General features: G+C 66.8%; 13 protein-coding genes. 7 read left to right on the top strand and 6 right to left on the bottom strand.

Annotated features, from left to right (window positions below; translation table 11 throughout):
• Window positions 1–7 precede the first annotated feature (7 nt).
• The 5 genes from ACWPWO_RS05690 to ACWPWO_RS05670 all read right to left on the bottom strand — a co-directional run bounded on the left by ACWPWO_RS05690 (window position 8) and on the right by ACWPWO_RS05670 (window position 6492).
• Complete coding sequence (locus ACWPWO_RS05690; protein WP_454005100.1) at window positions 8–985, bottom strand: ABC transporter permease; 978 nt, start codon at window positions 983–985, stop codon at window positions 8–10.
• A complete protein-coding gene (locus ACWPWO_RS05685) occupies window positions 985–3171 on the bottom strand; it encodes an ABC transporter substrate-binding protein (protein WP_454005098.1) in 2187 nt (728 codons plus the stop codon). Before ACWPWO_RS05685 ends, ACWPWO_RS05690 begins: the two co-directional genes overlap by 1 nt.
• Window positions 3165–3746: a thermonuclease family protein gene (locus ACWPWO_RS05680; protein WP_454005096.1), complete on the bottom strand. Its 582-nt coding sequence runs from the start codon at window positions 3744–3746 to the stop codon at window positions 3165–3167. Before ACWPWO_RS05680 ends, ACWPWO_RS05685 begins: the two co-directional genes overlap by 7 nt.
• Window positions 3747–3839: 93 nt before the next feature.
• Window positions 3840–5444 carry an acyl-CoA dehydrogenase family protein gene (locus ACWPWO_RS05675; protein WP_454005095.1) on the bottom strand — a complete coding sequence of 535 codons (1605 nt, stop codon included), beginning with the start codon at window positions 5442–5444 and terminating at the stop codon, window positions 3840–3842.
• A gap of 43 nt (window positions 5445–5487) precedes the next feature.
• Window positions 5488–6492 (bottom strand): magnesium and cobalt transport protein CorA, encoded by a 1005-nt coding sequence (locus ACWPWO_RS05670; RefSeq protein ID WP_454005093.1) that lies wholly within the window; start codon window positions 6490–6492, stop codon window positions 5488–5490.
• Between the two features lie 91 nt (window positions 6493–6583).
• On the opposite strand from ACWPWO_RS05670, the gene ACWPWO_RS05665 reads away from it, so the two are divergent.
• The 7 genes from ACWPWO_RS05665 to ACWPWO_RS05635 all read left to right on the top strand — a co-directional run bounded on the left by ACWPWO_RS05665 (window position 6584) and on the right by ACWPWO_RS05635 (window position 11225).
• A complete protein-coding gene (locus ACWPWO_RS05665) occupies window positions 6584–6958 on the top strand; it encodes a DUF423 domain-containing protein (protein ID WP_454005091.1) in 375 nt (124 codons plus the stop codon).
• 90 nt (window positions 6959–7048) lie between these two features.
• Window positions 7049–8053: an adenosine deaminase gene (locus ACWPWO_RS05660; protein WP_454005089.1), complete on the top strand. Its 1005-nt coding sequence runs from the start codon at window positions 7049–7051 to the stop codon at window positions 8051–8053.
• Entirely contained in the window at window positions 8046–8645 is a 600-nt protein-coding gene (locus ACWPWO_RS05655) for a DNA-3-methyladenine glycosylase (RefSeq protein WP_454005087.1), read from the top strand. The genes ACWPWO_RS05660 and ACWPWO_RS05655 overlap by 8 nt, the downstream gene beginning before the upstream one ends.
• 48 nt (window positions 8646–8693) lie before the next feature.
• Window positions 8694–9014 (top strand): I78 family peptidase inhibitor, encoded by a 321-nt coding sequence (locus ACWPWO_RS05650; protein WP_454005085.1) that lies wholly within the window; start codon window positions 8694–8696, stop codon window positions 9012–9014.
• 6 nt (window positions 9015–9020) lie between these two features.
• Window positions 9021–9428, top strand: coding sequence for a PaaI family thioesterase (locus tag ACWPWO_RS05645; protein WP_454005083.1), 408 nt, complete (start codon window positions 9021–9023; stop codon window positions 9426–9428).
• A 160-nt stretch (window positions 9429–9588) separates the two neighbouring features.
• A complete protein-coding gene (wrbA, locus tag ACWPWO_RS05640) occupies window positions 9589–10188 on the top strand; it encodes an NAD(P)H:quinone oxidoreductase (RefSeq protein ID WP_454005081.1) in 600 nt (199 codons plus the stop codon).
• Between the two features lie 26 nt (window positions 10189–10214).
• Window positions 10215–11225, top strand: coding sequence for a glutathione S-transferase family protein (locus ACWPWO_RS05635; RefSeq protein WP_454005079.1), 1011 nt, complete (start codon window positions 10215–10217; stop codon window positions 11223–11225).
• Here the strand turns inward: ACWPWO_RS05635 and ACWPWO_RS05630 are convergent.
• Window positions 11222–12391 carry an alpha-hydroxy acid oxidase gene (locus ACWPWO_RS05630; protein WP_454005078.1) on the bottom strand — a complete coding sequence of 390 codons (1170 nt, stop codon included), beginning with the start codon at window positions 12389–12391 and terminating at the stop codon, window positions 11222–11224. The genes ACWPWO_RS05635 and ACWPWO_RS05630 overlap by 4 nt on opposite strands.
• Between the last annotated feature and the right edge of the window lie 219 nt (window positions 12392–12610).

Below are 12610 nucleotides of genomic sequence, written 5' to 3'. Positions count from 1 at the left end.
GGCGGACTCAACTGAAGCGGATGCGGGGATCGACCAGCGTGTAGGATATGTCCGCCAGGATCAGCCCTGCTATATACAGCAGCGATCCCAGGAACACCATGGCGCGCACGATGGAGAAGTCTTGGGCATTGATGGCATCGATGGTGAAACTGCCCAGCCCCGGAATGCCGAAGAACGATTCCGAGATCAGGCTGCGCATGAACAGCAGCGGCCAGGCGGACACCGTGCTCGTCAGGATGGGCAGCAGCGCATTGGGCAGCACGTGGCGAAACAGCACCCAGCGCTCGGCCAGGCCCTTGGAGCGCGCCGGGCGCACGTAGTCCCGGCTGGCCTCCTCCAGGAACAGGCTGCGGTAGAAGCGCGATTCGGCGCCCAGCCGGGACAGAATGCCCACCAGCACGGGCAGGACCAGGAAGCGCCAGTTCTCCAGGCCCTGCACCCAGCCGGAGAACGGCACCCAGCGCAGCACCCGGGCGAACAGCCATTGCCCGGCAATGATGTAGAACAGCCCGGAGATGGACATCAGCACGACGCACAGCACGACCGCCGAAAAGTCCAGGCGGCTGCCGCGGAAAAAGACCATCAGCAGGGAGAAGCTGATGCAGACCCACAGGCCCAGAAAGAACGTGGGCAGGGCCAGGGCCAGGCTGGGACCCATGCGGTTGCGTATCTGGTAGCCGATATCCTGCCCCTGGTCGGACAGGCCGAAATCCAGGCGCAGCAAAGGCACGGAACGTTCATAGAAGATGGTGTCGGTAAACCGTTCGCCGCCCTGCGCCTGGCCGTTGTAGAACAAGGGTTTGTCGTAGCCGCGTTCGGCCTTCCAGTTGTCTATCGCCGTCTGGCTGACGCGCTGCCCGCCGATGGACAGGCGCGCCATGTCGTCGGGCGTGTTCACGGCGAAGAACAGGATGAAGGTCAGCAGGTTCACGCCGACCAGGATCAGGGCTCCGTACAGCACGCGCCGCAGCAGATAAGAAAACATCAGGATTCCTCCTTGCGCAGGGCGGCGCGGGTGCGGCGCTGGCGCGCCATGCGCCGCACCGCCCACACCAGCGCGGCCAGCATCAGCAGCAAGGGAATGGCCGGCCACCAGACAGGGCGGTTCCACTCCTGGATCCGCTCCACCCGCTGCTGCGCGTCGATGCGGTAGTACTGCAGGCTGTCGCGTATCATCAGGGAGGGCTTGGCATTGCGCACCCACACCTGATAGGCCCCGCCCGCGTTGGGCACATAGCCGAACATCCAGGGCGCGTCGTGCTGCACCACCTTGACCATCTCGCGGATGACGGCCTCCTTGTCGGGGCCGTCGTTCAGGAAACGCATCTGCTCGTACAGCCGGTCATAAGCGTCGCTCTGGTAGTTGGCGGCGTTCTCCCCCCCATGATCCACCTTCGATTGCGGACCGTAGAGCAAAGTCAGGAAGTTCTCGGCGTCAGGATAGTCCGCCACCCAGCCCCAGATGAACATCTGCGCGGCGCCGCGCTTCATCTTGTCCTGGAAGCGGTTGTAGTCGGTGGCGCGCACCTCCAGTTGCAGGCCCACCTGGCCCAGCTGGCGGCGCATCCAGTCCACGGTGGCGTCCGAGCCCATGCCGCCCATGGAATCGTAGTACAGGATCAGCGGCTTGCCGGTGCGCGCATCGCGCCCGTCCGGGTAGCCGGCTTCGCGCAGCAGCTCGCGCGCCTCGTCCAGGCTGCGGCGCTGCACCGTCTGTCCCTTGACGGTGTAGACATAGGGATTGGCCCCCTGCGGCAGCGGCTGGTAGCCCGGCACGCCCGGCGGCAGCGGGCTGTGCGCCACCTGGGCCTGGTCGTTCATGAAGATGGAGACGTACTCCTCCCAGTCGAAGGCAATGCTCACGGCCTGGCGCAGCTTGCGATTGCGCTCGGCCTGCTCGGGCGTATCGCCCTTGCCCACCACCGGGTCGTGCCAGTTGAAGCCCATGTAGAACAACTGCGCCTCGGGCGCCGTGCGCAACTGCAGGCCCCGCTCCCTGTACAGCGCAGCCTTGTCGGCGGAATCGTTGGCCGCCACGGTCATGGCCACGCCGTACTCGCCGCGCTCCACCTGGGGAATGTCGTAATAGCCTTGCAGGAACTTGCCCATCAGGGGCACGCTTTCCTTCTCCAGCGAAAACACCACCTTGTCCAGGAAGGGCATGGACTTGCCGCAGTCCTCCAGCAGGCCGGCTTCCAGGTCGCCGGCCTCGCCCACGCACGGGTAGGGCTCGCCCCGGTACAAGGGATTGCGGCTGAGCACATGGCGCCGGTTGGTCTGGGACTCGGTCAACATGAAAGGGCCGGTGCCCACGGGCCAACTGTCCAGGGTCAGGTTGTGCTGCGCCATGCGCGGCTGGCTGTAGAAGCGCTCCGCCTCCCAGGGGACAGGGGCCGTGAACGTCATGGCCAGCCAGTACTTGAACTGGGGGTACTTCCCCAGCACCTCGATGCGCAAGGTGTGCTCGTCCAGCGCCTGCACCCCTGACAGCGTGTAGGGCCGCAGGTCCAGCCAGTCGGGCCGGGGCGAGCGCTTGTCGTCCTGCGCCAACTGCTGGGCCAGTTCCTTGAAGCCGCGCACATGCTCGGCCATCACGCCGGATATGGGCGAAGCCAGGCGCGGGCTGGCCAGGCGCTTGAAGGCATAGACATAATCCTGCGCGTTGAGCTCGCGCGAATCCGCATGGGGGAAGTCACCGATGCTGAAAGCGTCCCGCAGGTCCGGTGCGCGCATGGGATAGTAGCGGTACTGGCCCTGCTCGTCGCGCGCGAAGGCCGGATGGGGCTGGAAGGCGATGCCCGGCTTGATGGGAATGTCGTAGCGGCTGATGGCCACCTGCTCTCCCGGCGCATCGGCAGGCAGGCGGCGGCCATTGGCGTCCAGGTAGACGGGCTCGACCAGTTCGGCGGCCGCCTTGGGAATCAGGCGGTAGGGCCGGTCCAGGTAGTGATAGCCGTACAGGGGTTCGTAGATGGAATAGGTGAACGGCGTCTCGTCCCCCGAATAGGACAGCGCCGGATCCAAGTGGTTGGGCGAACGGGTGGTGAACGCGCTGTACAGCACGTTCTCCGCTGCGCTATGCTCCTCGTAGGGGCTGTTGACCGGCTCCGAGCAGGCGGCCAGCGCGCTGCAGCCCAGGATCAGCAGCGCCCGCCGCAGGCGGGCTAGCATTGTCCTTTCTGCCAGCACTGGTAGCGCCATTGCCAGGGTGCCACCGGCTCCTGTTCGGACCAGATGCCCAGGCCGGCGCGCCTGGCTTCGCGCTCCAGGCCATCGATGCGCGCGTCGCGCAGGAAACGGCCGCGCTTTTCCCGGTTGGCCATGGCAAGGCCGGCCTCCACCATTTTCTGATTGGCGGTCTGGCCGCCTTCCAGCAGCACGTCGCAGACGGCCCGTCCGTGCCTGTCTTTCTCGAAGCAGGACAGTCGCACGTCCTTGCCGGCCACCAGCTCGGACAGGTAGCGGCGCGAGGCCTCCGCATAGGGCTGGCCGGGGCGGCGTGCATCCTTGGTGGTTTCGGGGGCGTCGATGCTGGCCAGGCGCACACGCTGCTGCTGGCGATTGTCCAGCAGCACGGTCAGGGTATCCCCGTCGGCCACCCGCACCACCCGGCCCTCCAGCTGGAAGCCCGCCGCTTGCGCCTGCGCCGCCAGCATCAGCAGCAGGGCGGCAAGTCCGCTGCGGGCGGCGAACTGTGCGCGAAGGCGCGGAGTCAGGCTCGGGCACGGCAAGGCGAAGGCAATCATGATGCAGACGATGCTCCAGGCAAAAAGCAGAATCGGGGCTAACAAATTATAGGTATTGCCCGTCCCCTGTCCAGAGCATTCTCCCCATAGGCCTCATGCGTCCAGCCTGAGCCAGCTGCGCCGGAGCCAGTCCAGAGGCCGCGCCGCGCCCTCCACGCCGAACACGGCGGCCGGGCCGCGCTCCAGCCGATGCGTCTGGAAAAGGCCGGCCCAGTCCTGCGGCGCCATCTCGCGCATCAGGCAGGCCTGGTACAGTACGGCCAGCGCCTGCGTCCAGGCGCGCCCGCCCGCCTGGGCGCTCCCGTCCATCAGCTCGCGCGCCGCATTCTCCAGGCGGGCGTCGCCCGCGCAACGGGCCTGCAAGTCCGACTGCAAGGCGGCCTGGACGGCGGGCTGGGCCAGGGCGCGCTGCACGTCCAGGCACATCACGTTGCCCGAACCTTCCCAGATGGAATTCACCGGCGCCTCGCGCAGCAGGCGCGGCATGGGCCCGTCCTCGACGTAGCCATTGCCGCCCCAGGTCTCCATCGCCTCGGCGCACAGCGCCACCGCCCGCCGGCAGACCCAGAACTTGGCGGCCGGCGCGAGTACGCGCAAGACGCCCTGCGCCTGCTCATCATCCGCCCTTTCCTGCAGCTCCGTCAGGAAGAACGCCAGATGGGCCGCCGCCTCGCTCTCCAGCGCCATGTCCAGAAGCACCGCCTGCATCAAGGGCTGCTCCAGCAGGATCTTGCCGAAGGCGCGACGATGGCGGCAGTAATGCAGCGACTGCACCAGGGCCTGGCGCATCAGGGCGGCGCTGCCCAGCACGCAATCGACGCGGGTGCGCGCCGCCATGCCCGCCAGCAGCGCGATCCCCCGCCCCGCCTCGCCCACTCGCCAGGCCAGCGCCCCGTCGAATTCGATCTCGGCGCTGGCGTTGGAACGATTGCCCAGCTTGTCTTTCAGGCGGCGGATGCGCAGGCCGTTGAGCCCGTCGGCGACATGGCGCGGCACGAGAAGGAAGGACAGCTGCTCCTGTTCACGGGCCAGGACCAGATGAGCGGCCGCCTGCGGCACCGAGAAGAACCACTTGTGACCATACAGGCGAAAGGCCCGGCCGTCGCCGTCGGCATGCGCCTGCGTGGTGCAGCCGCGCAGGTCCGAACCGCCCTGCATCTCCGTCATGCCCATGCCCAACAGCACGCTGTGCTTGCGCGCGACGGGGCGGCTGGAAGGGTCGTACTGGCGCACTTCCAGGCGTCGCCGCCAGTCCTCGAAGCCTTCGCCCTGCAGCAAGGGCGCCGCCGCGCGGGTCATGGTCAGGGGGCACAGGGTCCCGGCCTCGATCTGGCCGTGCATATAGAAACTCGCCGCACGGGCCAGATGCAGCCCCGGACGCGGCTCGTGAGGCCAGACATGCAGGCCCTGCCCCATGCCCAGCTCCATCAGGGCATGCCAGGCCGGGTGGAAGTCCACCTGGTCGATGCGCTCCCCCTGGGGCGACCAGGGACGCCATTGCGGCGTCTCGCGATTGGCCAAGGCACCCTGGGCCCGCCAGTGGGCGGACCCCAGCTCGCGTCCGTAGCGCTCCAATCCATGAAGTCCCGGCTGCAGATGTCCGCGCTGCAGCCAGGCCTGCAGCACGGGATCGTCCTGCAGCAAATCATCGTCGGCCAGGTCCGGCACCTGACTTTGCAATTCCTTGTCCAGATTCATGATGCCTCCTTGCGCGCGGCGCGGCTCAGCACCCCGATGCACGCTAAAGCCACTTGGCTTTCTTGAACTGCCAGTAAAGAAACCCGCAGACTCCGCCCATCAGCGCCAGCGCCATGGGATAGCCCAGGCGCCAGTCCAGCTCCGGCATGAACTTGAAGTTCATGCCGTAGATGCCGGCCACGGCCGTGGGCACCGCCAGGATGGCGGCCCAGGCGGCCAGCTTGCGGGTGGTGTCGGTCTGCTGCATCTGTCCTATCATCAATCCGCCTTCGAACGCGAAGGCCAGCGCCTCGCGCAGGCTGCCGATGAACTCCGAAGTGCGCGAGATGCGGTCGGCCACTTCACCGAAATAGGCGCGGCTGTCCTCGTCCACATAGGCCAGCCCCACCCTGGAGAGCCGGCGGCACAACTCCGCCAGCGGCGTGACAGCCGTATGGATGCGCAACAGATCGCGCCGCAGCCTGTAGATGCGGCGCACGTCGCTTTCCTTGAAGCCGCGGATCAGGAACTGCTGCTCTATGGTCTCCACGGCCTTCTCCATCTGCTCCAGCGACACCAGGTACTGGTCCACGATCAGGTCCAGCAGCTCTGAGGCCACGTAATCGCTGCCGCGCTGCAGCAGTTCCGGCGAATTCTCCAGCCGCGAGCGCAGCTCCAGATAGTTGCTGTTCGAGCCGCGCCGCACCGTCATCAGAAAGCCGGGGCCTATGACCAGCTGGGTATTGCCGAACACCGGCCGCAGCTCCTTCATGCCCAGCGTGATGGCCACCACGATCAGACAATTGCTGTACTCCACCAGCTTGGGACGCCGGTGGGGGGAGATCAGTTCCTCGATGGCCTTGGAGGGCAGGCCAAGCTGCGCGCCCACGCACTCCAGCAGTTCGTCGGAAGGATCCTTCAGACCTATCCACACAAAACCGTCCTGGGCCGGGTCTCGGGCCGGCAGGCTGCGCACGTCCACCGCCTCGGCCGGCCTGCCGGGCCTGTACCGAAAGGCGGCCACCACGGAAGACTGTTCGTCCTGAAGCACGGGATCCGTCGCGCTCATGCACGCTCCTTGCAGGAAAAGCTGTTTTTTTGTCTGATAATAGCATCCGCCACCACCCGCGCCGCCCCGGCGGCGCCTTGCAAGGACAGACATGAATCCACGATCCGCGATTGCCGCCGGCGCCCTGCTCCTGGCCCTGGGCGTGGGCCTGGGCGCGTTCGGCGCCCACGCCCTGCGCTCCCTGGTCGACGCCTCTTCCCTGGCCGTCTGGCATACGGCCGTGCTGTACCAACTGCTGCACGGGCTGGGCCTGCTCCTGACGGCGGCCCTGGGCTCGCAGTTGCATCCGGCCTGGCGGGCGCGCAGCGCCGCGTTGATGCTGGCCGGCGTGCTGATCTTCAGCGGCAGCCTGTATGCGCTGGTGCTCAGCGGCGTGAAATGGCTGGGCGCAATCACGCCCATCGGCGGCGTGGCCATGATACTGGCCTGGCTGGCCCTGGCCGCAGCGGCCCTGCGCCGCCCCTGACCGGGGCGCGGCGGCTACGTATAATGGCAGGCATCACCCGTCATCCATGGAGCCCGACGTGACCGCCTCCCCCAGTCCCTGCGCGAGTTCGTGCGCGCCCTGCCCAAGGCCGAACTGCATCTGCACATCGAAGGCACGCTGGAGCCCGAGCTGATCTTCCGCCTGGCCCGGCGCAACGGCGTGGACCTGCCCTATCCGGACGTGGAAAGCCTGCGGGCGGCCTACCAGTTCACCGATCTGCAGTCTTTCCTGGACCTGTACTACGCCGGCGCCGGCGTGCTGATCACCGAGCAGGACTTTTTCGACATGACCTGGGCCTACCTGCGCCGCGCCCGCGAGGACGGCGTGGTGCATGCGGAAATCATGTTCGACCCGCAGACCCACACCGCGCGGGGCGTGTCCATGCAGACCGTTTTCGCGGGCATCGCCGGGGCCGCCCGCCAGGCCCGCCGGGAACTGGGGGTGAGCAGCTATCTGATCCTGAGCTTCCTGCGCCACCTGAGCGAAGAGGACGCCTTCCAGACATTGGAGGCCGCCTTGCCGCTGCGCGAACAGTACGCGGACCTTTGGGTGGCCATAGGCCTGGACTCGGCGGAGAAAGGCAATCCTCCGGCCAAGTTCGAACGCGTCTACGGCCGCTGCCGCGAGATGGGCTTTCGCCTGGTCGCGCATGCCGGCGAGGAAGGCCCGGCCAGCTATGTGCGCGACGCCCTGGACCTGCTCAAAGTCGAACGCATCGACCATGGCGTGCGCAGCGAAGACGATCCGCAACTGATGCAACGCCTGATCGAACAGGCCGTGCCGCTGACCGTCTGTCCCCTGTCCAACCTCAAGCTCAAGGTTTTCCACAGCCTGCATGCGCACAATCTGAAGCGCCTGCTGGACCAGGGCCTGAACGTGACCGTCAACTCCGACGACCCGGCCTACTTCGGCGGCTACGTGCTGGACAACTACATGCAGACCGCACAGGCCCTGGACCTGCAGGCGGAGCAGTTGCGCACCCTGGCCGCCAACAGCCTGCGCTCGTCGTTCCTGCCGGCGCAGGAGCGGCAAGCCTGGCTGGACCGCCTGAACGCCGTGCCCGCCCATGTCTGAACAGACGCTCTGGCTGCCGCGCGAGTTCTTTGCACGCGACGCGCGCATCGTCGCACTGGAGCTGCTGGGCAAGACGCTGGTGCTGGACGACGAACGCGGCCGGCGGCAGGCCGTGATCGTGGAGACCGAAGCCTACCTGGGCCCCCAGGACCAGGCCGCCCACAGCCGGCGCGGCATCACGCCGCGCACGCGCGTCATGTTCGGCCCGGCCGGTCACGCCTACGTCTACCTGATCTACGGCATGCATCACTGTGTGAACCTGGTCAGCGGCGTGGAAGGCGACGGCACGGCGGTGCTGCTGCGCGCGGCCCACATGCCCGGCGCTCCGGCCCCATCGCTGTCCGGTCCGGGCCGCCTGTGCCGCGGCCTGGACATCGACCGGCACTACAATGGCGCCGATGTCTGCACCCCGTCCCTGCACGTGCTCGATGCGCCGGCCCTGACGCTGGAGGAAGTGCGCATAGGCCCCAGGGTGGGCGTGGACTATGCCGGCCAATGGGCGCACGCGCCCCTGCGCTACGCCATCGCCGGCCATCCGGATGTGTCGGCCGGATGGGGCTCCAAGGCAAGGCGCCCTAGGCAGCAGGCGTAGAAAAGGTATCATTGATTCTTCAGGCTTGATGTTTTCAAGGATCTCCCCATGCGACCTTCTTTTCTCCTGCCCCTGCTGCCGGCCGTGATGCTGGCCGCCTGCACCGCCACCGGCGGCTCCTCCACGTCCAGCGCCCCATCCTCCTCGCAGTTCGAGAATTCCAGCGGGGGCGTGTGCAACGTCGACGCCCTGAATCCCGCCGGCCAGCAGGCCGGCGACAGCCAGGTGCAGCGCCTGGTCCGTCAGTCCGGCGCGGCCCGCGCCCGGGTCCTGGTGCCGGACCGCATGTACACGACGGATTACGACGCCAGCCGGCTCAGCATCCGGGTGGACGAGCAGAACCGCATCATCTCCGTCTACTGCGGCTGAGGCAATATGGACATCCAACAAGCCCGAGAATCGCTGTCTACGCTTTTCGCGCCCTGGGTCCAGGCCCTGCGCCTGCAGGTGGAGCAGATCGGCGACGGCGGCGCGACCCTGCGCCTGCCTTTTTCCGATCAGATCACCCACGTGGCCGGCGTGATCTGCGGCCAGGTCTACATGGCCGCCGCCGACACGGCCATGGTGCTGGCCGTCAGCAGCAGCCTGGGCGAATTCCGCCCCATGACGACGGTATCGCTGAACACCAGCTTCGTGCGGCCCGTCAGCCAGGGCGACGTGCTGGTCCAGGCGCAGGTGCTCAAGCGCGGCAAGAGCCTGGCCTTCGGCGACGTGAAGCTGCTGGATGAACAAGGCCGGCTGGTGGCCCACGCCACCACCACTTACGCCCTGCTGCCGGCCTGATCCGGCCGGCCCGCAAGCGCCTGAGGCCACGCTCCGGACTTGCAGGTCCGGCACGGCTGGCAAAGCCGCCCGCCAGACTCTATGATGCAAGCTCGGTGCGCAGCACAAGCCCTGCCTGTCCCGCACCGTTTTTCTCGGTCCTATTCTCGGAGCAGATCAGATGGCAAAAGTCCTCGTTCTCTATTATTCCGCCTATGGCCACGTGGAAAAAATGGCCCAAGCCGTCGCCGAAGGCGTCCGCAGCGCCGGCGCCACCGTGGACATCAAGCGCGTCCCCGAACTGGTGCCCGAGGCCGTGGCCAAGGCGGCCCATTTCAAACTGGACCAGGAAGCGCCGGTCGCCACCGTGGCCGATCTGGAGCACTATGACGCCATCATCGTGGGCACAGGCACGCGCTTTGGCCGGATCAGTTCGCAGATGGCCAGCTTCCTGGATCAGGCCGGCGGCCTGTGGGCGCGCGGCGTGCTGAACGGCAAGGTCGGCGGCGCCTTCACCTCCACCGCCACCCAGCACGGCGGCCAGGAGCTGACGCTGCTGTCCATCATCCACAACCTGCTGCACTTCGGCATGGTCGTGGTGGGTCTGCCCTACAGCTTCGAAGGCCAGACCCGGCTGGACGAGGTCACCGGCGGCAGCCCTTACGGCGCCTCCACCCTGGCCGGCGGCGACGGCTCGCGCCAGCCCACCCAGAACGAACTGGACGGCGCGCGCTATCAGGGCAAGCACATTGCCGAGATCACCCTTAAACTTAAGGGTTGAATATTGAAATCTTAAAGGAGTAGGGCATGGGCATGCTGGTCGATGGAATCTGGAATACCGAGGAGCCCGTCACCGGCAAAGTCTCCGGCGAATTCAAGCGCGTCCAGTCGCAATTCCGCGACTGGATCACGCCGGACGGCCAGCCCGGCCCCCAAGGCCGGACCGCCTGGCCCGCCCAGGCCGGTCGCTACCACCTGTTCGTGTCGCTGGCCTGCCCCTGGGCGCACCGGACCCTGATCATGCGCGAGCTCAAGGGCTTGCAGGAACTGGTCGGCGTATCCATCGTCAACCCCGTGATGGGCGAGCAGGGCTGGACTTTCGAGCCCGCCGCCGGCGTGGTGCCCGATCCGGTGATGAACGCAGGGTTCCTGCACCAGCTTTATCGCCGGGCCCGTCCCGACTACACCGGACGCGTCACCGTGCCCGTGCTCTGGGACAAGCAGCGCGGCGCCATCGTCAACAACGAGTCCGCCGACATCATGCGGATCTTCAACAGCGCATTCGACAAGCTGGGCGCGCGCGAACTGGACATGGCGCCGGCCGAGCTGCTGGAGCAGATCGACGCCATGAATGCGCAGGTGTACGACGCCATCAACAACGGCGTCTACAAGGCCGGCTTCGCCACCGCCCAACCCGCCTACGAAACGGCCGTGCAGGCCTTGTTCTCGGCCCTGGACGAGCTGGAATCCCTGCTGGGCCGCCAGCGCTACCTGATCGGCGCGCGCCTGACCGAGGCCGACTGGCGCCTGTTCACCACCCTGATCCGCTTCGACCCGGTCTATGTCGGCCACTTTAAGTGCAATGTGCGCCGCCTGATCGACTATCCCAATCTATGGGGCTACATGCTGGAGCTCTACCAGATTCCGGGCGTGGCCGGCACCGTCAACCTGGACCACATCAAGACCCATTACTACATCAGTCACCGGCACATCAATCCCACCGGCATCGTGCCCGCCGGTCCCATGCTGGACCTGGAGCGGCCGCACGGACGCGGCCGCCTGCCCGCCCGGCCGGGGCCGCTGAACACGGATATTTAATAGCCCGGGCGGTCGAAAATGTCCGGATTGAGCAGGATGGAGCGGTCCACCTTCTCCACGGACGTGCGCCCGCAGAAGGCCATGGACACGTCCATCTCGTTGGCCATGAGCTGCAGCAGGCGCGTGACGCCCGCCTGACCCGCCGCGCCCAGCGCATACAGGAAGGCGCGGCCTATCATGGCGCCCTGGGCGCCCAGGGCGCGGGCGCGCAGCACGTCCTGGCCCGAACGTATGCCGCCGTCCACCAGCACTTCGATGCGGTCGCCCACCGCCTGCGCGATGGCCGGCAGGCAGGAAATCGAAGACGGCGCGCCGTCGAGCTGGCGCCCGCCGTGGTTGGAGATGATGAGCGCGTCGGCGCCGCTGTCCACGGCCAGCCGCGCGTCGTCCGCATCCATGATGCCCTTGACGATCAGCTTGCCGCCCCAGACCTTCTTGATCCATTCAATATCGCCCCAGTTCAGAGACGGATCGAATTGCTCGGCCGTCCAGATGGACAGGGAGCTCAGGTCCGACACGCCCTTGGCGTGGCCCACGATATTGCCGAAGGTGCGCCGGCGCGTGCCCAGCATGTTGCGGCACCAATAGGGCTTGGTGGCCAGGTTGAGCAGATTGCGCAGCGTGGGCTTGGGCGGCGTGGACAGCCCGTTCTTGATGTCCTTGTGGCGCTGGCCCAGCACCTGCAGGTCCAGCGTCAGCACCAGGGCGGAACAATTGGCCGCCTTGGCGCGGGCGATCAGGTTCTCGATGAAGCCGCGGTCGCGCATCACGTACAACTGGAACCAGAACGGCGCGCGCGTGGCCGGGGCCACGTCCTCGATGGGGCACACGCTCATGGTGGACAGGGGGAAGGGGATGCCGAAGTCGCGCGCGGCCACCGCCGCCAGCATCTCGCCGTCGGCGTGCTGCATGCCGGTCAGGCCGGTGGGCGACAAGGCCAGCGGCATGGCCACCTCCTGGCCCAGCAGGGTGGACTTCAGGGAACGGCTCTGGATGTCCACCGCCACCCGCTGGCGGAACTTCAGTTTCTGGAAGTCCTCTTCGTTGGCCCGGTACGTGCTTTGCGTCCAGGAGCCGGAATCGGCGTAGTCATAGAACATCTTGGGTACGCGGCGCTTGGCCGCGAGCCGGAAATCTTCGGTGCAGGTAATTTTCGAGAGGTCCATCCAGTCGGCTCCAAAACAATGGCGTAATGATGCTCGTTTGTGCCACGGGGAGCAAGCCGTCCGTGCCGGGCGAACCCACCATGCTAGCTCGCCCTGGCGGCGCCGGCCAATACGGATTGGCAGGCTGCATATGAGCGTCCACGCTATTTCCATATTGGAAATACATCGTTTTTCCAGCCGTCTTGATGACCCATAGTGAAATGGAAGACCGTTTCCGAA

The organism is Alcaligenes sp. Marseille-Q7550 (assembly GCF_965112015.1).
The sequence above is the reverse complement of the archived record's forward strand: the minus strand, read 5'-3'. Positions and strand labels throughout refer to the sequence as shown.

Bases quoted from the DNA above. Each gene is read 5' to 3' on its own strand.
- ACWPWO_RS05690 (WP_454005100.1), bottom strand. From the start codon at position 985: ATGTTTTCTTATCTGCTGCGGCGCGTGCTGTACGGAGCCCTGATCCTG.
- ACWPWO_RS05685 (WP_454005098.1), bottom strand. From the start codon at position 3,171: ATGCTAGCCCGCCTGCGGCGGGCGCTGCTGATCCTGGGCTGCAGCGCG.
- ACWPWO_RS05680 (WP_454005096.1), bottom strand. From the start codon at position 3,746: ATGATTGCCTTCGCCTTGCCGTGCCCGAGCCTGACTCCGCGCCTTCGC.
- ACWPWO_RS05675 (WP_454005095.1), bottom strand. From the start codon at position 5,444: ATGAATCTGGACAAGGAATTGCAAAGTCAGGTGCCGGACCTGGCCGAC.
- ACWPWO_RS05670 (WP_454005093.1), bottom strand. From the start codon at position 6,492: ATGAGCGCGACGGATCCCGTGCTTCAGGACGAACAGTCTTCCGTGGTG.
- ACWPWO_RS05665 (WP_454005091.1), top strand. From the start codon at position 6,584: ATGAATCCACGATCCGCGATTGCCGCCGGCGCCCTGCTCCTGGCCCTG.
- ACWPWO_RS05655 (WP_454005087.1), top strand. From the start codon at position 8,046: ATGTCTGAACAGACGCTCTGGCTGCCGCGCGAGTTCTTTGCACGCGAC.
- ACWPWO_RS05650 (WP_454005085.1), top strand. From the start codon at position 8,694: ATGCGACCTTCTTTTCTCCTGCCCCTGCTGCCGGCCGTGATGCTGGCC.
- ACWPWO_RS05645 (WP_454005083.1), top strand. From the start codon at position 9,021: ATGGACATCCAACAAGCCCGAGAATCGCTGTCTACGCTTTTCGCGCCC.
- wrbA (WP_454005081.1), top strand. From the start codon at position 9,589: ATGGCAAAAGTCCTCGTTCTCTATTATTCCGCCTATGGCCACGTGGAA.
- ACWPWO_RS05635 (WP_454005079.1), top strand. From the start codon at position 10,215: ATGGGCATGCTGGTCGATGGAATCTGGAATACCGAGGAGCCCGTCACC.
- ACWPWO_RS05630 (WP_454005078.1), bottom strand. From the start codon at position 12,391: ATGGACCTCTCGAAAATTACCTGCACCGAAGATTTCCGGCTCGCGGCC.